Annotated in this window: 22 protein-coding genes; 9 read left to right on the plus strand and 13 right to left on the minus strand. The window is 42.1% G+C overall.

Translation table 11 applies throughout. The annotated features are described in order from the left end of the window. The first annotated feature begins 176 nt into the window (after nucleotides 1-176). Nucleotides 177-1,601: a molybdate ABC transporter ATP-binding protein ModF gene (modF, locus tag DFP75_RS11920; protein ID WP_110575921.1), complete on the plus strand. Its 1,425-nt coding sequence runs from the start codon at nucleotides 177-179 to the stop codon at nucleotides 1,599-1,601. A 110-nt stretch (nucleotides 1,602-1,711) separates the two neighbouring features. Continuing rightward, a complete protein-coding gene (locus DFP75_RS11925; RefSeq protein WP_110575923.1) occupies nucleotides 1,712-4,273 on the plus strand; it encodes a KAP family P-loop NTPase fold protein in 2,562 nt (853 codons plus the stop codon). A 19-nt stretch (nucleotides 4,274-4,292) separates the two neighbouring features. On the opposite strand, the gene DFP75_RS11930 is transcribed toward DFP75_RS11925, so the two are convergent. From DFP75_RS11930 to DFP75_RS11940, 3 genes are all read right to left on the minus strand, one after another. Then, complete coding sequence (locus tag DFP75_RS11930; RefSeq protein ID WP_425451223.1) at nucleotides 4,293-4,604, minus strand: type II toxin-antitoxin system RelE family toxin; 312 nt, start codon at nucleotides 4,602-4,604, stop codon at nucleotides 4,293-4,295. Then, entirely contained in the window at nucleotides 4,567-4,815 is a 249-nt protein-coding gene (locus DFP75_RS11935) for a type II toxin-antitoxin system Phd/YefM family antitoxin (RefSeq protein ID WP_110575925.1), read from the minus strand. The genes DFP75_RS11930 and DFP75_RS11935 overlap by 38 nt, the downstream gene beginning before the upstream one ends. A 108-nt stretch (nucleotides 4,816-4,923) precedes the next feature. Next, nucleotides 4,924-5,856, minus strand: a complete 933-nt coding sequence (locus DFP75_RS11940; protein WP_110575927.1) for a LysR family transcriptional regulator — start codon at nucleotides 5,854-5,856, stop codon at nucleotides 4,924-4,926. A gap of 114 nt (nucleotides 5,857-5,970) precedes the next feature. Here DFP75_RS11940 and DFP75_RS11945 point away from each other — a divergent pair, with 114 nt between their 5' ends. Further along, nucleotides 5,971-6,636 carry an FMN-dependent NADH-azoreductase gene (locus tag DFP75_RS11945; protein ID WP_110575929.1) on the plus strand — a complete coding sequence of 222 codons (666 nt, stop codon included), beginning with the start codon at nucleotides 5,971-5,973 and terminating at the stop codon, nucleotides 6,634-6,636. Between the two features lie 160 nt (nucleotides 6,637-6,796). Next, complete coding sequence (gene aphA, locus DFP75_RS11950) at nucleotides 6,797-7,507, plus strand: acid phosphatase AphA (protein ID WP_110575931.1); 711 nt, start codon at nucleotides 6,797-6,799, stop codon at nucleotides 7,505-7,507. An 81-nt stretch (nucleotides 7,508-7,588) separates the two neighbouring features. Here the strand turns inward: aphA and DFP75_RS11955 are convergent, their stop codons facing one another. From DFP75_RS11955 to DFP75_RS11965, 3 genes are all read right to left on the minus strand, one after another. Further along, complete coding sequence (locus DFP75_RS11955) at nucleotides 7,589-8,623, minus strand: Stealth CR1 domain-containing protein (protein WP_110575933.1); 1,035 nt, start codon at nucleotides 8,621-8,623, stop codon at nucleotides 7,589-7,591. Between the two features lie 271 nt (nucleotides 8,624-8,894). After that, entirely contained in the window at nucleotides 8,895-9,758 is an 864-nt protein-coding gene (gene yghU / locus DFP75_RS11960; protein ID WP_110575935.1) for a glutathione-dependent disulfide-bond oxidoreductase, read from the minus strand. Nucleotides 9,759-9,803: 45 nt separating this feature from the next. Next, on the minus strand, nucleotides 9,804-10,580 hold the full coding sequence (locus DFP75_RS11965) for a ferredoxin--NADP reductase (protein WP_110575937.1): 777 nt from the start codon (nucleotides 10,578-10,580) through the stop codon (nucleotides 9,804-9,806). A 482-nt stretch (nucleotides 10,581-11,062) separates the two neighbouring features. Here DFP75_RS11965 and msrA point away from each other — a divergent pair, with 482 nt between their 5' ends. The 4 genes from msrA (at nucleotide 11,063) to DFP75_RS11985 (ending at nucleotide 14,002) form a co-directional block, all read left to right on the plus strand. Then, nucleotides 11,063-11,689, plus strand: a complete 627-nt coding sequence (gene msrA / locus DFP75_RS11970; protein WP_110575939.1) for a peptide-methionine (S)-S-oxide reductase MsrA — start codon at nucleotides 11,063-11,065, stop codon at nucleotides 11,687-11,689. A 292-nt stretch (nucleotides 11,690-11,981) separates the two neighbouring features. After that, nucleotides 11,982-12,548 carry a porin family protein gene (locus DFP75_RS11975; protein ID WP_110575941.1) on the plus strand — a complete coding sequence of 189 codons (567 nt, stop codon included), beginning with the start codon at nucleotides 11,982-11,984 and terminating at the stop codon, nucleotides 12,546-12,548. Between the two features lie 145 nt (nucleotides 12,549-12,693). Next, complete coding sequence (gene nfsA / locus DFP75_RS11980; RefSeq protein ID WP_175404883.1) at nucleotides 12,694-13,431, plus strand: oxygen-insensitive NADPH nitroreductase; 738 nt, start codon at nucleotides 12,694-12,696, stop codon at nucleotides 13,429-13,431. Nucleotides 13,432-13,477: 46 nt separating this feature from the next. Continuing rightward, complete coding sequence (locus DFP75_RS11985; RefSeq protein ID WP_110575945.1) at nucleotides 13,478-14,002, plus strand: peroxiredoxin; 525 nt, start codon at nucleotides 13,478-13,480, stop codon at nucleotides 14,000-14,002. Nucleotides 14,003-14,097: 95 nt separating this feature from the next. Here DFP75_RS11985 and DFP75_RS11990 read toward each other — a convergent pair whose 3' ends face one another. The 3 genes from DFP75_RS11990 to DFP75_RS12000 form a co-directional block, all read right to left on the minus strand. Next, entirely contained in the window at nucleotides 14,098-15,333 is a 1,236-nt protein-coding gene (locus tag DFP75_RS11990) for an NAD(P)/FAD-dependent oxidoreductase (RefSeq protein ID WP_110575947.1), read from the minus strand. Nucleotides 15,334-15,491: 158 nt separating this feature from the next. After that, on the minus strand, nucleotides 15,492-15,974 hold the full coding sequence (locus DFP75_RS11995; RefSeq protein WP_110575949.1) for an Hsp20 family protein: 483 nt from the start codon (nucleotides 15,972-15,974) through the stop codon (nucleotides 15,492-15,494). Between the two features lie 181 nt (nucleotides 15,975-16,155). Next, nucleotides 16,156-17,106: a LysR family transcriptional regulator gene (locus tag DFP75_RS12000; RefSeq protein WP_110575951.1), complete on the minus strand. Its 951-nt coding sequence runs from the start codon at nucleotides 17,104-17,106 to the stop codon at nucleotides 16,156-16,158. 174 nt (nucleotides 17,107-17,280) lie between these two features. Between DFP75_RS12000 and DFP75_RS12005 the strand changes: the two genes are divergently transcribed. Next, nucleotides 17,281-17,937 carry an NAD(P)H-dependent oxidoreductase gene (locus tag DFP75_RS12005; protein ID WP_110575953.1) on the plus strand — a complete coding sequence of 219 codons (657 nt, stop codon included), beginning with the start codon at nucleotides 17,281-17,283 and terminating at the stop codon, nucleotides 17,935-17,937. Between the two features lie 98 nt (nucleotides 17,938-18,035). On the opposite strand, the gene DFP75_RS12010 is transcribed toward DFP75_RS12005, so the two are convergent. The 4 genes from DFP75_RS12010 to DFP75_RS12025 all read right to left on the minus strand — a co-directional run bounded on the left by DFP75_RS12010 (nucleotide 18,036) and on the right by DFP75_RS12025 (nucleotide 19,772). Continuing rightward, a complete protein-coding gene (locus DFP75_RS12010; protein ID WP_110575955.1) occupies nucleotides 18,036-18,572 on the minus strand; it encodes a DUF924 family protein in 537 nt (178 codons plus the stop codon). Nucleotides 18,573-18,890: 318 nt separating this feature from the next. Beyond that, nucleotides 18,891-19,130, minus strand: coding sequence for a DUF2442 domain-containing protein (locus tag DFP75_RS12015; RefSeq protein WP_110575957.1), 240 nt, complete (start codon nucleotides 19,128-19,130; stop codon nucleotides 18,891-18,893). A gap of 37 nt (nucleotides 19,131-19,167) precedes the next feature. Continuing rightward, nucleotides 19,168-19,458 (minus strand): NadS family protein, encoded by a 291-nt coding sequence (gene nadS, locus DFP75_RS12020; RefSeq protein ID WP_110575959.1) that lies wholly within the window; start codon nucleotides 19,456-19,458, stop codon nucleotides 19,168-19,170. Continuing rightward, nucleotides 19,455-19,772, minus strand: a complete 318-nt coding sequence (locus tag DFP75_RS12025) for a type II toxin-antitoxin system RelE/ParE family toxin (RefSeq protein WP_110575961.1) — start codon at nucleotides 19,770-19,772, stop codon at nucleotides 19,455-19,457. The genes nadS and DFP75_RS12025 overlap by 4 nt, the downstream gene beginning before the upstream one ends. Between the last annotated feature and the right edge of the window lie 201 nt (nucleotides 19,773-19,973).

The following is a 19,973-nucleotide window of genomic DNA, read 5'->3' on the forward strand; positions in this document are numbered from 1 at the left end:
AGACTCGAAATGCTCATTTATGCTTATAAACTCTGCTTTCTCGTCTATTTTTGCCTCGTCTTGGCTTCGCTCATGACATCGTAATTTACTAATAAAAAGCCGAGTGACTCATTGAGTACTCGGCTTTTTTGTCGCTTTCTTTTTGCTATTCGCTAAAAACCGATAAGGAATCCCCCATGGGCTCTATCATTCGCCTTGAAAATCTTTGCGTTAACTTTGACGATCGCTTTAATCTGCACAACATAGAGTGGACGATTGAACCAAACCAACATTGGGTGATTACAGGAACAAACGGAGCGGGGAAATCAGCTCTAGCTGCTGTCCTAGCCGGTGTGGGTGATATTGAAAATGGTACAGTAACAGGTCTGCCAAATAATGTTGGATTGGTCTCATTTGAAGCGCAAGCTGAGCTGATTGCTAAAGAATTGAAGAAAGACGATGCCGACATCATGGATGTTATCTCCCTTGGCACGCCCGTTTATGAAATGATCTTCGACAACTGCCAAGATCCAGAACTGGCTCACTCTTTAGTAGAAAAATTCGGCCTAAGCAAACTACTTGATCGCGCATTTCGTAAACTCTCCACGGGTGAGACTCGAAAAGTCATGCTGATCCGTGCGCTGTCTAGCAAGCCAGATTTATTGATTTTGGACGAGCCATTTGATGGTTTAGATGTCGACACCCTTGCTATGCTGCAAGCCCACCTAGCCTCCATCATAGAAACCACACCTATGGTCATGGTGTTAAATCGCTTTGATGAAATGCCCGACTTTATCAGCCATGTAGCTTATGTTGACCAAGGCAAGTTGACTCTGACGGTTGATAAAAAAGACGACAATGCATTCAACGAGCTTTACCAACTACTGCATTTGAAAACCACCGACCTAAGCGTGCCTGAGGCAGACCCAGCCAACAAGCTGCCAGCACTCGACCCAAGCCAGCCACTGGTGAAACTTAACCAAGCCACCATTAAATACGGCGATACTGTCATTGTCGATAAACTGGATTGGACCATTCAGCAAGGCCAACATTGGCAACTTAGCGGCCCCAACGGCAGCGGCAAAACATGCGTACTCTCTTTGATCACTGGCGATCATCCTCAATGCTACACCAACGACATTTTCGTCTTTGGATTCCAACGTGGTAACGGTGAAAGCATCTGGCAGATCAAACAATTTATCGGCTATGTATCGACAGCGTTACAATGGGAATACCGCGTCAGCACCAGCTGCAAAAACGTAATCATTTCCGGCTTCTACGACAGCATTGGTATGTACACAAAATCCACCGATAACCAAAAGAAAATCGCCGACCAATGGCTTGCACTGCTCGGCATGAAAGACCGCGCCGACCAGCCATTTAACAAACTATCCTACGGCGACCAGCGCTTACTACTCATCGCCCGCGCCATGGTCAAACACCCACCGCTGTTGATCCTAGACGAGCCCTGCCTCGGACTAGACGACATGAACCGACAGCTCGTCCTCGCGTTGATCGAGAAAATATGCCAAGGCTCAGAGACCACCGTCCTCTACGTCAACCACCACGCAGAAGATAAGATTGAAGGGATAGAGAACTACTTGGGGTTGAAGAAGAACTAAGCTTTTAGATGACTCACTGCCTTAGACAGAAAACCGTGTGACGCTTCATTTTCGAAACTACCGCCTACCTCACATGAAGCGTCACACTTGTTTTCAAAAGCTGATACATTATGTTAACTAGCCTACAAAAATTGTCGCAAAAGGACATTGCTGTGCAAACAAGCCAAGATTTAACTAGTAATGAAATGGCGCAATTTGAAGACAAATTAAAAAATCTCGAAAAAGAGGCCATATTGCTTTGTGCTACGCGCTCTGTTCTACGAGTATTTCCATTACTTGCCGATAAAGCAGATAATAAAGACTATTTTTATTACTGGTCAGACAAAGATAAGCCGAAGTACCTATTAGCTATTTGGCATGAATTACTAATTAATTACTCCCTAAGTAACAAGTCAATTAGCACCTCAGAAACCATCGGATCAGTTCCAGCAAACGGGTCATTTATCGCTAGTTATATTGCCTACGCTTCAGGCAGAGCGAGTGCTGCCAAATTAGATAGACATGGAGCTTTAGCTCCAGCGAAGGAATCTATTGCCACTGCTATCGACGCTGCAGCCATCGCTACCAGCAATAATAAACACATACACTTTCCAGACATTAAAGCAGCATTAGATAGTGATATATCTCAATTAGAAAATAAGGAACCAAGTCTATTCAAACAATCATCTTTATGGCAAAAGCCTGAACTAGACTATCTAACTTGGTTAGAAAAGCATCTTCCTGAAGCATTTCGCCAGCTATCGACAGAGCAAGAAGATAGATTGACTGTAGGCATTCTAAATAGTATTTGGCCCATTTATAAGGGAATTTTTGATGGCAAGCCAGACCAGAAAGCAATAGATAACGCACTCGATCAACTGGAAGAGTATTTTTCCAATAAGGACATTGACGAAGCAGAAAGCAACAAGCTCTTCTATGGTAAAGATGATGAACCACTTTATGGAGAGAACAACGAGCTTTTTTATGGAACAAACGATGACATAGAGTCCATCTCAGGTAGTCGCCACAACAGCGACAAACCAGCTAATAAAGATAAACTCAATCGTCAAAAGCTTGTAGATTCTTTAGCAGTCTTATTAAAAGACCAAAATAATCATCACCATCAAACTATTGGTCTATTAGGCCATTGGGGAGTGGGAAAAACATCGGTCATCAAATTACTAGAGAAAGCTCTTAGACCTAAAAAGCTAGAGAATAAACCAGAATTTTTATTTGCTGAGTTTAATGCTTGGGAATACGAGCACACAGATAACCTGCAAGCAGGTATCGCTCAAGAAATGATAAAAGCACTTTCTAGTCCGGAGCCAAAACCAATTTGTTGGGAAAAAATCTATTGGCCTTTTAGAAAACTTTGCCTAACACTACGATTTGCATGGAGCCTACATAGCCTAAAAATATTAGCGCCATTAATCCCTCTTTTTCTCGCTCTTGTACCTATTTGGTTTTCATATTTCTTTAAAGAACAATTTAACCAGATCAATAAGTCCATTACTTATATTTTCGCTACTACTTGGTTCATCGGTTTTTTGTACCCTACGTGGAAGGAAATTAAAAAGGTGTTGGCAGGACCACTAGCAAAAGAGTTTTTGACCTATTTGAAATTACCCGATTATGGAGAACACTTAGGAACAATTCCGGTAATGCGTGAGCACATTAAGAAACTCACCAAAGTACGTTTGGGCAATGAGAAACGCTTGCTGTATGTGGTGGATGATTTAGACCGCTGTGGACACAAAGGGATTGTCAAAGTGCTCGAAGCAGTTCGTATGGTTCTAGATTTAGACAATGTAATTGTAGTAATAGCTGTAGACCAGCGGATTGCCCTAGCGGCACTGGCACTTAATTACAAAGAACTCGCCACACAACATCATATTGAAGATCCTCGACTCATCGCCCGCGATTACTTGGCAAAAATCATCCACCTTCCTATCGTATTAACAGAGCCTGACGAAGCGTCTGTCTTAGGCTACCTAAAATCTCTCTGGAAGAATGACGGTCCACAAAAAAGTGAAGAGCTAAAAAGTAAAGTTGAAACAGGAGATAAATTCGATTATTTACAAGCTAAGTCAGCTGATGATTTTCAGGCTCCTAGCTCTTTATCCAAAGCGACAACATCAAACCAGACAGAACCAACGACACCTATTGCTCAAACAAATACTAGCGAACCATCTAGTGAGTCAGATAATAGAAAAACGATAATCCATAAAGTAAAACAAGTAGAACAACTTACCACAAAACAAAAACGTGCCTTCTCATATTGGCTGAATCATTTCAAGCTATCCAATCCTCGCCAGATAAAGCGTTTGAATAACAGCTTTAATCTATTACAAAACTTCTATGGTCAAGACAAAATTATTAATAAAATTACAGCCAAAGATGTAGGAGCGGAAAATGCTTTTCCAATGATGGTGACGTTATTTACCTTTGAATACCTAAATAATCTTGATGATATGCAAAAGCGATACACATTGAAAAAACTGATTAATGTTGGAAACGCTACTTTCAGCGAGGAACAAGAAAAATTCCTAACCGATAATAAAATAACGCCACTAGTAATCGAACTGGCAAACCATAAATTAGACAACATAGAAATGTCCGAAGCGGTTGCCCCATTTGTCCTTCCAGGAATTGATATGATCGATAAAACAACAGAAAAAAAAGAAAGTAGTTAATCACGCACGACTTCGCTATCTAAACCCGTTTAATAGCATTTTTATAAACCTCATTACGCTCCCGCTTTCCTACTGCCAACACAGTGACAATAACGACATCATCTTGTACTTCGTAGACAAGGCGATAACCTGATTGGCGTAATTTGATCTTGTAGAGGCTGTCAGCGCCTGAAAGCTTTGAAGCAAGAACATGTGGTTGGTCTAAACGCTCGATCAGCTTCTTTTTGAATTGCTGCTGTAAAGTGGCTCCAAGTTTTTGCCATTCTTTCAGAGCGCTCTTTTTGAATTCGAGTTTATAAGTCAGCGATGCTGACTGAGATGCTTTCTTCATTGGCGCGTTCCTTCGCGAGAGCTATCAGTTCCATATCTTCCAATTTATCCATTAAGGCTTCATACGCTTCAGCTGGGACGCAGTAAAACGCAGGTTCATTGCGATTTAATACAGCAACCGCTTTACCGTGTGCACTGGCGGCAACTTTCATTGGGTTGGCTTTAAATTCCGTAATACTTGCAGCCACGTCGGAAAGGATTCTAGAAGTCATTTTAAAGTACCTTTAATCGACCTAATAAAAGGTCATTTTAATTTTCAGATGATCATTTTTCAAGCAACTTTTTTTAACCGATCCAACGGATTCATAAGCACCTAAAACTCAAGAAATTAGATTCTTAATAGCGGGTTGGTCTGAACCTGTCGCCAATTTTTTACATAGCCAGTCTTTAAAACAAATGGCTGCGGGGTTGGCAAGTTGCCTTCTCGGGATGACAAGATAGTAATACAGTCCGGTAATGGTAGTCGCCATGGTATTCGTCCCTTTACTTAACCAAGACTGCTGTACTGCATTCTCTGCGGCAAGCTCACTGATAACTGCAATGCCTTGCCCAGAGAGCGCCGCTTGGGCAGTTAAGTTTTCATCATTAAAATATCGGATATTGGGAATGCCTGTGCCCGATACTCGTTCAATTTCTTTCTCTAAACCAAGATTGGGTAGATGAGCGTTTTTCCAGCGAGTACAAAACCAAACCGCATCGGATGCTTTATCAAGCTGTGTTTGCCAATAATTTGATGTAGCAAAGAAGCCGATTGAATCCTGTCTCAAAGGGATATAACTCAAGGAATCGTTTTTCCCTAAATGCGCCAGCTCGCCGTACCTTATCACCATATCAACACGCCGATCATACTCAATATCAATCAGAGACTCTTCCGCCCGTATCTGAATGTCGATATCCGGATATTCTTGTTGAAAACTGGCAAGATTGGGCACCAACCACATAGAGGCGAACGAATTTGTCATACTAATCGTCAAGGTTCGTGGAGCACTTTTAAGCTGATTTACCGTCAACATTAAATTCTGTAGAGATTGGTTAGCCGCCGCTGCCAATTGCTCACCTTCTGACGTCAGTATTACGGCTCGGGTTTTGCGTTCAAACAAGCGAACATTCAAAGACTCTTCTAGCTGCTTAACCTGATGAGAGATCGCGGTAGGCGTAACATGCAATTCATTAGCCGCCGCTTTAAAACTGTTTAAGCGCGCTGCCGATTCAAAGGCTTTTATCGCATTTAATGGAGGGAGCTTCTGGAACATAAGTTAACACAATAGATGAGAAAAACTACTTTATAGACTAATTAAGATCATTTGTCACAAAAATACTTTGCCCACAGACTATGCCTATCAAATATCTATAAATAGGCATAAACCATGAAAAATATTCTTCATATCGACTCAAGCGTGCGTCATACCAACCATTCAAAAGAAAGCTATAACTCCATATCAAAGTCATTCGGGCGTATCTTCATTGAAGAATGGATGAATAAAAATCATCAGAATACAGTCATCTATCGAGATCTTGGCCTAAACCCTCCCACGTTTATATCAGAAGATTGGATTGCTGCTGCCTTTACTCCAAAATCCGAAAGAACGCTTGTTCAAAACTTAATATTGTCTGAATCCGATAGATATTTTAATGAAGTCGCCAAGGCGGATATCATCGTGATTACAGCACCTATGTATAATTATGGAATGCCTGCCGTTTTAAAAGCTTGGTTTGACCAAGTTCTAAGAGTAAATAAAACCTTTACCTTCGATCTATCACGAGGCGATTTTCCAATAGAAACGGTCCTTTCTGGAAAAACTTTGGTTTTACTTACCTCATCCGGAGAATTTGGTTTTGGGGAAGGAGGTGTCCGCGAAAATATGAATCACCTTAATTCACATATCAAAGAGCTAGCTAAGCACTTAGGAGTGGGACATTGTTATGAGATTGGCTCAGAGTACCAAGAATTTGCAGACAATCGACATATTTCATCGGTTAAGCAAGCCAAGCAGGATATCCTTACTTTAGTTGAGCTGTTAGCACAAAAATAAATACGCAGAAGATAAGACCAAAGGGATAGAGAACTACTTGGGGTTGAAGAAAAATAGCTAGGTTGTTGCAGCTCATAAACATAAAACCAGAAGCTAGAAAGTCATATATTTTAGATATAGAATGCGCGTGCGATTAATAATGAAACCTATAGGAAACAATGTGAATCATACTCTACGCTCTATAACGCTTGCGCTTGCTTGTGTCGCTAGCTTGTCTGCTAACGCGGATCCAAAAACACCTGGCACTCATAAAGGCTATTCCACTATTGATATGACGACGGCAGGTATGCCAGCAGATGTGAAGATGATTTCTGTTGCGGACATCAAGAAAGAACTAGAAGGTAAGGCGCCGTTTGCCGTGGGTTTAGATATTGATGACACTAGCTTGTTTAGCACGCCAGTTTTTTACCGCGGTCAACAAGAGTTCTCCCCAAATGGCTATTCTTACTTAACCAATCAAGACTTTTGGGATAAAGCAAACTGCGGTTGGGATGCATTCAGCATGCCTAAGAACATTGCTAGAGAGTTGATTGCGATGCACCAAGAACGTGGTGATAGCATTTATTTCATCACAGGCCGTACTGGTTCTGATTGTAGTTTCACCACAGACTACTTGAAAAAAGCATTTGATATCAAAGACATGCATGATGTTATTTTTGCCGGATCAAGCCGTACTGAATACACAAAAACCAAGTACATAAAAGAGAATGACATCAAAATTTATTATGGCGATGCGGATGGCGATATTATTTCAGCACGTGATGCGGGCGCTGAAGGCATTCGTGTAATGCGCTCAGCGAACTCTAGCTACACGCCGATTCCAAAAAATGGTATCTACGGTGAACGAGTGCTAAAAGACTCTCAGTACTAATCTGCATACCACTGGTAACGAAATACAAAAAAGCCGAAAATCATTGATTTTCGGCTTTTTTCTGCCCATGAGCTGCTGACTCTATCTTGCCTCTACCTGCTCACAGACGTTATCCATCACTGGTGAATGGCTATCGCTTGACGGAAAACCACCAACGGCCTGAGCCACCCACTCTGCTGCATTTGGAATGACCTCAATGAGTTGAGGAAGGTCATTAACGCATAGAAACTTGATGTCAGGATCCGTTGCTCTTTGTAATATTGCCAAGGTATCAGCAGGCGGTTGCCCTTTACCATATCCGCTATAAATATGAAGATGGTCATCTGTTGTGTTGATCTTGGCCTCTTTGTCCCTGATGCATGCATGATTATGTAACCCCTGCGGCAGAAATTGATCCAAGTTCCGAAATCGGTATTTTATATTATTGAGAAACTCGTCAGGATAAAGCGCAAATAGCTCAGCCATCTTTGAACGTAGAAAAGGATGTACCACGTGAGCAGCAGAAAACAGTTCTGTTGCAGAAAAACCAATCATCTTAGCGGCATTTATCTGCATGAAATAATGAAATTTCGCAGGATCTTCTCGTGTATCGGTACAGCCCAGCAAGCCGCTATAATCGACCCACTTGCCTCGTAAAATAGGAACCAAACCGTCAAAAACGTCTGTCGGTTCTAGAGGTGCGGCCAAAAACACATCATCATTGAAGTAGATAAAACGCTCGCTCAGACCGTCAATGCGCCACAACATACTTTCAATGGTCAGAGAATTGAAAGTGGGCAACACTTGTGTGAAACCGTCAAAGATTTCCGCATGATAAGCAAGATGCACCTTGGCTCTGATGTTTTCTGAAAGGCTTGATAAATCGGGGCCTTTATCATCAACAACAATCCAAATCTTACCTATCCACGGTGCATTATTTTCAATCGATTGAATGCAATATAAGATTTCGTCGTTACACATCCATCTATGAGGATTAGCTGCATTTTCATGTAGAGGCAAAGCTTCCCTTGCCATGTATTTTTGTCGTTTCTGACGGTGTTTCTCAGCCTTTCCATCAACCCAAGTGATGACGGCATCAATTGGTTCAAGCTGGAGTTCAGTGACATTGCTTAGCATTTAAATATCCGTAAATGAAGATCTCTTAGCTGATACAAGTAGTGGCTAAGTCTAATCATCGAACGAGTCAATTCTGGGTGGGTCAACTCGTCACTGAGTTGATCTGATAGGGAATCTATCGGTTGCTTTCTAGCCATTCAAAATACATAAAGGGCCATCTTACAAAAGGTTTCCAATGATACCTTCTTCAAGGCTTAATTTGTAATAATGAAAAAGGGGCAAGCCAGTAAATGGCTAACCCCTTTATAGACAATATTGCTTAGCTCATCTGTTAGTCAATAAGGCCATCAAAGTCTGATGCGTCATGGCGCTCTTGAAGCTGTGCACCGTCGCCAAAAGACTTATTAACAATTCGACCACGTTTTACAGCTGGGCGTTGTTCTATCGCTTTCGCCCAACGCAAAACATTCTTATAGCTGGCGACATCTAAGAACTCAGCCGCATCGTATAAATTACCCAACACTAAATTGCCATACCAAGGCCAAATCGCGATGTCCGCAATCGAGTACTCGTCACCCGCCATATAAGTATTGTTCGCTAATTGCTTATCCAGCACATCCAACTGGCGTTTGGTTTCCATGGTAAAACGATCGATCGGGTATTGCATTTTAGTCGGTGCGTACGCATAAAAATGACCAAAACCACCCCCTAAATACGGTGCAGAACCCATTTGCCAAAACAACCAGTTACGGCATTCTGTTTTTGCGGCTAGGTCTTTTGGTACCAAGGCATCAAATTTTTCCGCTAAATATTGCAGAATAGAACCAGACTCAAAAACGCGAGTCGGTGGTGTCGTACTGTGATCCATTAACGCTGGAATTTTAGAATTTGGGTTGATCTCTACAAAGCCAGAACCAAACTGGTTGCCTTCGCCGATATTAATCAAATAAGCATCGTATTCTGCAGCACTGATTCCTAGTTCCAACAACTCTTCCAGCATGATGGTGACTTTTTGACCATTAGGTGTTGCTAAGGAATGAAGTTGCAGTGAGTGCTTACCTACTGGCAAAACCTTTTCGTGTGTTGCACCAGATATTGGACGATTTATGCTGGCAAATTTACCACCGCTTTCTGCATCCCATTGCCATACTTTTGGTGGGACGTACTCTTCATTTTTTGTTGCATCAGAACTCATAACATCTCCTAAATTTATTAGTCGGCGAAAAGGTAAGTTTCACAGTTAATGTTCAACAAAAGCTCGCTCGATTACATAATCTCCTGGTACACCGATTTTTGGCGATTCCGTAAAACCAAGCTCATCAAGCAAAGCTGATGTGTCTTTAAGCATACTTGGGCTACCACAAATCATGACCCTGTCCTGTGCCGGATTCAACTGAGGCAGACCAATATCTTCTGCTAGTTTGCCGCTGCGAATCAAGTCTGTCAGGCGGCCTTGGTTACGAAAAGGCTCTCGGGTCACTGTTGGGTAATAAATTAGCTTGTCTCTAACTTGCTCACCAAAAAATTCATTTTCAGGCAGTTCTTTTTCAATAAAGTCTGCATAAGCCAATTCACTCACATGGCGAACACCGTGAACCAGTACAATTTTTTCGTACTGCTCGTAGGCATCAAAGTCTTGGATCACACTTAAAAAAGGCGCTAAACCTGTACCAGTAGACAACAAATACAAGTTTTTACCAGGATGTAAGTCACGTGTTACCAAGGTACCAGTTGGTTTACGACTCACTAAAACATCATCGCCCACTTTTAAATGCTGTAGACGTGACGTCAATGGCCCATTGGGTACTTTGATACTAAAAAACTCTAAATGCTCTTCATAATTCGGGCTAGCAATACTATATGCACGCATTAGAGGACGTGTTTCCGTCTCTAAGCCGATCATAACAAACTGACCATTATCGAAACGCAAACTTGGATTACGTGTGGTTTTAAAGCTGAATAGATTTTCATCCCAATGGTGAACACTTAATACGCGCTCTGTAACAAATGCACTCATGACTACCTCATTAAAATTGGTAACAAAGAATATTTCTTTTCAAACCTCAAACAGCACCTTGGTAAAACTAGCTTACCTAACAGTGCGAGTTAGCAGTGATCGTATCCATGAACAGGTGAGAGTTGAATTGTCTAATAAACATACTACAAGACAGCTCTATATTTGTTTAATTGATTATCTAGATGTATTTAATATGCTCAGCATATATAGAAAAAACAAACTATTGTTAAGACTACCGCCTAACAAGTGGTATTAGTGTGCCATCTAAATGTACAAAAAATGGGTCATTAAGTAGGAAGATTAATGCATTAGCTGAGCGAACGTATCAATACAGAAGCCATCAGCTGAGAATCTGTTTTTATCTTCTGCTTTTGTGGGTAAAGTGATCTGTAATAAATAGACGAGACAACACGACTAATAACTAAATCGCATTCAAGAATGCTCATCAAACCTCTATTTTTATCAACGAAAGGACATTCAATATGATTATCCGACACGCTCTCAACAGCGCCTTAGGCTTGCTACTTTTTACCGGTGCGACGACATTTAGTCAGGTTTCACACTCGGCACCACAAACCATGATAGTGGCTGGCGGTTGCTTTTGGTGTGTGGAATCTGATTTCGAAATGGTTCAAGGCGTCAGTGATGTGGTCTCTGGTTATATCGGCGGACACACAGAAAACCCAACCTATAAACAAGTCTCTGCTGGAGATACTGGCCACTTTGAAGGCGTAATGATTTATTTTGATGACGAGATAGTGTCACTCAAGGCTCTGGCGGATTATTACTGGAAAACCATCGACCCAACCGATGATGAAGGTCAATTCTGTGACAAAGGTTCACCTTATAAAACCGCCATGTTTTACCAAGATGAGCAACAAAAAGCTGTTTTTGAAGCGTCCTTAGCCCAAGTGGAAAAATCAAAACCCTTTAAAGACGATATTGTGACCAAGATTCTACCTGCCAAAACCTTTTACCCCGCAGAGGAATACCATCAAAGCTACTATACAAAGAATCCAATTCGCTACGCGTACTATCGCGTAAGCTGTGGCCGTGACAGTCGCATTGAAGATCTATGGGGCGAGGTCGCCAGCAAAAAGCATCATTAAAATAGCAAAAAGAGCTCACCCTGCTTTTGGCTGAGCTCTTTCCCTCTCCCCCCTTTTTTTACCATCACACTCATCAATCAGCTCCAACGCGGCTCACTAATCGATTATGAACTGCACACAATGTGTTCTGACTTTTCGTACTATCAGCAAAGCGTTTTTTCTCTCCATTAAGCGCATAGAAGTTGAAGCTAATAGGTAAGTAACGCCGAAATCCTAGCCTTTCCGCCCCCCATACATCACATTGGTTACTCAACTCGCTAAGTTCTTATAAACAACGAAAAGGAGTTTTACTATGAAAAAATTCATTCCAATCATCGCCAGCAGTATTGCCATCGCATCATTTAGTGCAGCAGTAAAAGCGGAAGACATGTCAAACGACAGCGGCCTTTATGTTGGTGGTAACTACGGTTACCTGAAAGTTGATAGCGAAGATGACTTCGATGACAACAACGATGTTGTACAAGGGATTGTCGGTTATCGATTCAATTCATTTCTTGCTTTAGAAGGTAGTTACATTGATTTTGGTAAATATGGCGGCAGTCTGGCGAATGCATCCACTACTGGCTACACCGCAGCTTTAAAAGGAACCTTGCCTATCACGCAAACCACTGAATTGTTTGTTAAAGCAGGCCAACTATGGCACGACACAGATTATGAAGTCGCGTCTATTAAAGGCAGCTCCGACGATAAAAGCTTATTCGCTGGTGCGGGTGTGAACTTTAAAGTCACAGAAAACCTTCTACTTAATGCACAGTATACTTGGTACGATGTTGACCTAAACGCAGATAACGTCGACTCTGATTCGAAATTCGAGACAGATTTCAACCAAGCGAGTGTCGGTGCAGAATACCGCTTCTAAAAAAGCGCGTCACCCGCATAAGAAAGGGCTTACTCATTTGAGTAAGCCCTTTCTTTATATCTCCTTGTTATATCAACAACATAACCTTTACGCTACAAGGCTAAGCCTCTAATATTTATGCATCGTTTTAAAAAAGATGCTAATTATGAATCCTATTCTTCAAGCTCAATCTAGCCATAAATCTATCCGACAATATACCAACCAAGCCATTGAGGAAGACCTACTCACGCAGCTGATTCAATGTGCTCAAGGCGCAGCTTCTTCAAGTTTTATTCAGGCATACTCCCTTGTTCAAGTAACAGACAAAAACAATCGCCAGAAAATTGCTACGCTTGCCGGCGGTCAGAAATGGGTCGAATCAGCCGCGGAATTCTTTATCATTTGTGCCGATTTAACTCGTGTTGAGCATTGCAGCCTAGAACAAGGCTTGGGCGCACTAGAAGGCAATACTGAACACTTTATTGCCGCAACAACTGACGCTACGTTTTTTGCGCAAAACCTAATGCTGGGAGCCGAATCCGTTGGCCTTGGTGCCGTATTTATCGGCGGTATCCGTAATGACCCCGAACAAGTTGCCGAGTTATTAAATCTTCCTAATCAGGTCTACCCAATTTTCGGAATGTGTCTTGGTTACCCTGACGCAGAACCTGATCTAAAACCACGTTTGCCAGTTGATGTTATACTGCATAAAGACAGCTACGATAACAGCCGTTGCGCACAGGATGTAAAAGCCTATGATACTCAAATGCAGGCCTATTACCAAAGCCGTGGCGATAATCAGAAAAGCAGCAATTGGTCAGAACAGACAGCCGCGGCAGTACAGAAAAAGAAACGCGAGCATATGTTAAGCTTCTTACAGAAGCGCGGTTTCTTAAAACGCTAAGATGCAAAAAATAAACAGTTAACTCTACTAAGGAAAAGGAAAAAACATGATCTCTAATGTACCAAGTGTTGTCTTTAAAACTCGTGTTCGCAATGAAGAGCTAGGCGGACCAAACCCATTCGAGTGGAAAGACGTTACTACTGCCGACTTGTTCAACAATAAAAAAGTCGTTGTTTTCTCTTTACCAGGTGCATTCACTCCGACTTGCTCAACTTCTCACCTACCTCGCTATGAAGAGCTTTACGAAGAATTCAAAGCGCAAGGCGTTGATGCGGTCATCTGTGTCTCTGTAAACGATGCATTCGTTATGTTCCAGTGGGGCAAAAGCCAAAACGCAAAAAATGTTTTCCTTCTACCTGACGGCAACGGCGACTTCACACGTCAAATGGGCATGCTGGTTAAGAAAGACAACCTAGGTTTTGGTATGCGCAGCTGGCGTTACTCTATGCTTGTCGAAAACGGCGAGATCAAGAAAATGTTCTCTGAACCAGGCTTCCAAGACGACGCTCCAAGCGATCCATTTGAAGTATCTGATGCCGATACCATGTTGAACTACTTGAAAAGCAACTAATTCACATTAAGACGATTTCAGAGTTTTTCTGAAATCCGTTAACATGGGAAATAGAACAGAAGCAGACGTTTTAACAAGCGTCTGCTTTTTTATGGTCATGACAAACGATTAATCGGTAAAAGCGCATCTAGCAACTCACTTCGCTCCCCTTCAATCGCTTGAACTAACAACTGAGAGGTTGTCGGACCAAGCGTAAAACCTTGATGTCCATGCCCAAAGTGGAACCACAAGCCTTTATGATTAGGCGCTTCACCCACAAGCGGCAACATGTCAGGCATACATGGACGCGTCCCCATCCATTGCGGTTCTTCTACCTGCTCACCTAAATCAATTATGCCGTTAAGCGCTGCCGCTCCACGTTTAAGCTGTTTGGTGTCCATTGGCGCATCAAGTGACACCAAGGCCGCGCCTGTTGTCACTCTTAACCCTTTCACCATGGGCGCTGCCAGTACGCCATTTGCCACGTCTAAGAAGGGGCGTTGAAGCGTTTTTGGTGCATTAAAATGCCCGTGATAGCCACGTTTGTACACCATAGGAATTCGATAACCAAAACGCTTTAATAGCTCTGGCGACCAAGGCCCAAGCGCGACAACAACTTGCTCAGCATGAAGCTCACCTTCACTGGTAAGTATTTTCCATCCCTGCGTGGTATGTTGCAAAGTACGCACGTCACCCGTAACAAAACGACCGCCTCGCTTGATGAACAAATCCCCATACGCTTGGGTCAATCCTCCCGGTGAAGAGCAACTCCAGCTTTGGGTGTAATGCACAGCCCCCGCTGGCGTTTTTTTCAGCGCAGGCTCTTCTTTCATATAGCTTTTGCCGTCATAAACATTCGACGTCACACCATATTCACGTAGCAGAAAATTGGCCTTTTTAGAGGCTTTTTCAAATTCCGCCTCGTCTCTATGTAACATGACAAGACCGCAGCGTGAGATCAAATCTTCAGACTCGGAATCACGAATTAAAGGAGCATGATCTGCCGTGGAACGGATGGTTAATTGAGAATGAATACGAGAAATCTTGGCGTGTTTTTCGGATGACGAATGACGAAAATATGACCATAAAGCAGGCAGCATTGGTAACGCCCCGCTCATTTTCCAAGTCACATCGTTACTGATTTCCAGCGCATATTTGAACAAGGTTGCCATATCTCGTGGTAACGCATAAGGCTCAGCAGCCTCTACTTGAATCATGCCTGCGTTGCCGTAACTCGTTTCTAACCCAGCACCAGTTCGATCAACAATGGTTACCTGATGACCTCGCGCCTGCAACGCCAACGCACTGCTCACTCCGACCATTCCTGCGCCTAACACAAGAAACTCCGCCATATCCCTTCCTCGACATCATTCCAATGAATTTTTTACTCTCAATACTATAGCAAGATCAAGTATAGATGAGCCAAACGACATTAGAGAGAACAACACAAACAAAAACAAAAAAGGGCCGTGATTTCTCACAGCCCTTGAGCTTAATAAGCGATTTTTGCTTACGCTACTTTAGACTTACTTTCTCTTGAGTCGTCTTTTTGATGCTCAAGAACCCCATTACTTGCTTGATTAATCGCAATGCTTCTTGGTTTCATTGCTTCGGGGATTTCTTTCACCAAGCTAATGGTAAGCAGCCCATTTTTCAGCACAGCATCGGTCACCTCAACATAATCAGCAAGGTTAAACTTGCGTTCAAACGAGCGGTTCGCAATGCCTTGATGGAGATATCTGTGCTCACTAGAATCCGCTTTATCACCACGGACCGTCAGCACATTTTTTTCCACCTTAATATCGAGATCGCTTTCTTCAAACCCCGCTAAAGCAAGTGAAATAGCATAGCGGTTATCATCGACTACTTCGATATTGTAAGGTGGGTAACCAGCAGAAACATTGTCGGATGTTAGCGCACTGTCAAGCAACGACGCCAAACGATCAAAACCAATGCTACTGCGATAAAGTGGGGTAAAATCAATTGAGTTCATAATAATTCCTCCTAATTTGAAGCAAAATACTAATCATCAAAAGTCGTAACCAACTTCTCATTCAGACGAAGCGGTCACATTATGCAAAATAGGATCGACAAGAAAATTTTCAAGCACTCTTTATAGAAAAAAAATTCCTATATAAATAAATATTTTTTATGAACAACTACTTTTAGCTCACTCACTCTTTCAACACGCTTTGTTCCAAAAATCCCTGCTCCACCAATTGGGTCAAAAGCGCCTTAGTACGCTCTCGAAACATATCACGCAATAAACGCACCGTTGGCGTAATAGACTGACGACTTGGGCTTATCAACCAAAGCTCAACTTGGGAAATTTTATAATTCGGCATAAGAGAAACCACTCGGCCAGCAAGCAGATCATTGGCAATATCTAACGAAGACTTTATCGCCACACCTTTTCCAGCCACACACCAACGCCTAACTAAATCACCATCATTCGCAGCACAATAGGCTTTCGGCTTAATCTTATAAGATCGTTCCACGTCTGACTCTTTACATGAGAAGTGCCAGGTATCGTTCAAAATGCCTTGCAGCTGATAAAATAAGCCTTGGTGATTAAGCAAGTCTTTTGGCTGTTCCGGCGTCCCCTTTAATTCAAGATAACTTGGGCTAGCAACCAGCAATCGAGGCACATTACAGATTTTAAAACCATACAAATTGGAATCTGCTGGCGCGCCATAACGCAGAGCGATATCCAAGGCATCTCGATAAAAGTCGACATTACTATCGCTAACATGCGCTCTTAAAGTCACTTGTGGATGTTGCTTCATAAAATCATCTACCCAAGGAATAGCAATATTGCGCCCCAGATCAGATGAAACAGCCAAGCGAATTTCACCACTGATAATATCCAAATCGTTATGAATAGTTTGTTTTGCCTGATCCAACATAGACATAGCAGCAATACACTTGGGCAAGTAACGCTCCCCCGCACTAGAAAGGCGTAAATGACGCGTGGTGCGCACAAACAACTCAACACCAAGTGCGGCCTCTATTCGCTTAACAGCAGCACTGGCTGTCGCAATTTGCATGTCTAAATGCGTGGCTGCAGCGGTAATACTGCGAAACTCTGCGACCTTAAGCACGACTCGAAGATCTTCAAGTTGCATGGATTTAGCCTCTATTGGATAAGAAAAACATCACTCATTATCAATTAATATTTGATAATAATTCAATGAAAACCCTGTTTTTCATTTAACTGAGCCTCGTTACTATAGCGCCATTGAATTGAGCGACTCTAACTTTTTAGGGTGCCAAACAGTTTTACTTATTTTGGAGAGAACATGTCACACCAGATTATTACTGATCTAGAAAACCGTCATACGGCAAAACATTACGACGCTTCGAAGAAAATTTCTCAAGCTGACTTAGACGTTATCTACGAAGCAATGCGCCTGTCCCCTTCTTCTATTAACTCGCAGCCATGGAAATTTATCGTGATTGAAAGCGACGCTGCAAAACAACGTTTTCATGACACCTTTGCAAACAAATTCCAGTTCAACCAAAAGCACGCCAAAGATGCGTCACACATCATCCTATTTGCTCACAAAACGCACTATAGCCGCGATGATTACGCAAAAGTTGTCGATAAAGGCATTGAGGATGGCCGCACCAAACTTGAAAACAGAGAGCAAGCTTTCGGCGGTTTTGTGTTTGCAGAAATGCACATGGACGATAACGGCAACAACGCGGCATGGACAAAGTCTCAAGTTTACATCGCCCTTGGTAACGTCATGCACACGGCAGCGCGCCTTGGTATTGATTCCACGCCGATGGAAGGTGTTGATCCAGAATTAATCGGAGAAATTTTCAGTGCAGAACTGGAAGGCTACCAATGCGACGTCGCCCTCGCGATCGGTTATCACCACAAAGACGAAGACTACAACGCCGCATTGCCAAAATCGCGCCTAGCTATGGAAGACGTAGTCACCGTACTTTAAAGCCTCTTTAAAAAGCAAAAAGAGCAAACCATGAAAGTGACTTGCTCTTTTTTTATACTTAAAAATATCGCACGCAAAATAAGCTAAATATAGAGTTTTTAAAAACTAGAATTCGGTTCAACCAAAAATGCCAACTCTTCAGGAGAAGATTGTCGACCTAAAATGGCATTTCTGTGTGGATAACGACCAAAACGATCCACAATTTTTTTGTGTTTTAGCTCAAAATCCAGATTATTTACTATTCCCAAATCTCTAAATAATTTGACTGCTTCTTCATGAATCACGACGGATTCACTGTGCATAAAGGGCATATATAAAAAGCTACGTTCAGTTGGTGTTAGTTCTTTGTCGAAACCATTGGAAATAGCCACTTGAGCCAACGCCAAAGCCATTGGATCAACAGCAAAGGATTCTGGCTGATCGCGGTAAATATTACGTGAGAATTGGTCCAGTATGATTATTTCGGCCAAGGCGCTTTTAGGAGAATGACGCCAAGCGGACAGCTCACTCTGAACCGCTTGTTGATGAAGTTTGCCAAATCTAGTGATGATTTTATTATCAAAGTCGATGTCCTTCTGAAACCATTGCTTTGGTTCAATATCATCAAACCAAAAGTCCAAAACATCTTGATACATAACGTCAGCCTCGCACTTACAGAGTAACTAAAAATATAGTGGTTAGAACTGTTAAATTCCAATCACTGTATTTTTTATATCGTAGGAAAACTAAAGCTTAATCGCCATTAACACCTTAATCACGTCTGCAGCTGCAGCCAGCGGAACAAAACTCAACTTCAAAGCCCGTTTGTTCATGCTGCATGTATCACAACAACTCGACATGACACGTTTATCCGCTCAACAACAAGATGCGCCTCGAACGGCCGAAAGGCAGGGTCAAATAGAATGCTTTGTACATCAATGATCAGAGCGGAAGATTTATGGAGATCCTTTAGATCACTTAAAAGGTGCACTTAATACATACAGCGTATCTTTACTGAAGTCCTGTTCGTGAGGCCATTGAACACCACCAAACGCCACTGAGACTTGCCTAAAGTAATTCTTATCCTTTAGCTCTTGGAAAATACCTTTCTCCAAAAAAGGTGACACATCAAACACACGAACATCATTATTCTCAAACGTAAGTCTGAGAATATAAGAGTCCATTGGTTCAACAGCAGTAACTTTGGGGTTCATAAAGCACACTTATCTAAGAGGGTTTATATTACGTGAGCTAACCATGCAGCGCTTTCAGCGCATACTCTGGGTCGGCATCGACGATTTTAAGCAAAGCTCGTGCTGGTCCAGTTGGGTGACGGCGACCTTGCTCCCAGTTTTCTAACGTACGTTTACTGACACCAAGCAAGTTAGCAAAACGACTTTGACTTAGGCCTGTTTTGGTGCGAATAGCCTTCACTTCTGGGTCTGCAAATTCCGTAATTCGTGCCGCTATATTTTGGCCTTTTATGATGCTATCGGCTTGTTGTACGCTTTCCAGCAATTCATTGAACATGTCGTCATTCATTGTGACCACCTTTCTACTATTTGTCTTAGCGCTTTGGTTTGCGCATCGGTTAAGTTTTCTTGTGTGTTTTTAGGAAAAATATACATCATGTAAAGCTGCTCATTCTCAGTCATCCAGTAATAGATGATTCGTATGCCACCCCTTTTCCCACGACCGTCCACAGACCAGCGAATCTTCCTTAAACCACCACTGTTTTTAATCAACACACCAAGATCTGGCTTTATAACCAAAGCTTCCTGCAATTCCTTGTATTCATCGTCGCTCATTATTTCATTAATAAGTTTGGTGAAAATGGGTGTTTCAACAATTACCATGATATCTCCAAATTATACGCCAATGGCGTAATTTGTCGATTAATAATTGAACAACGACTGACAACAGCAGAAGACGCTAAAAAATAGCCTTTGAACATATAAGAATTCCTTTTCTTATAAAATTTGATACAACAACAATGACACGCCATTACACTATCATCAAGGGAGAAGAGGCCAAATGCCATAAAAACAAAAATCCCC

The sequence above is a fragment of the Marinomonas alcarazii genome (assembly GCF_003208215.1).
Classification (GTDB): domain Bacteria; phylum Pseudomonadota; class Gammaproteobacteria; order Pseudomonadales; family Marinomonadaceae; genus Marinomonas; species Marinomonas alcarazii.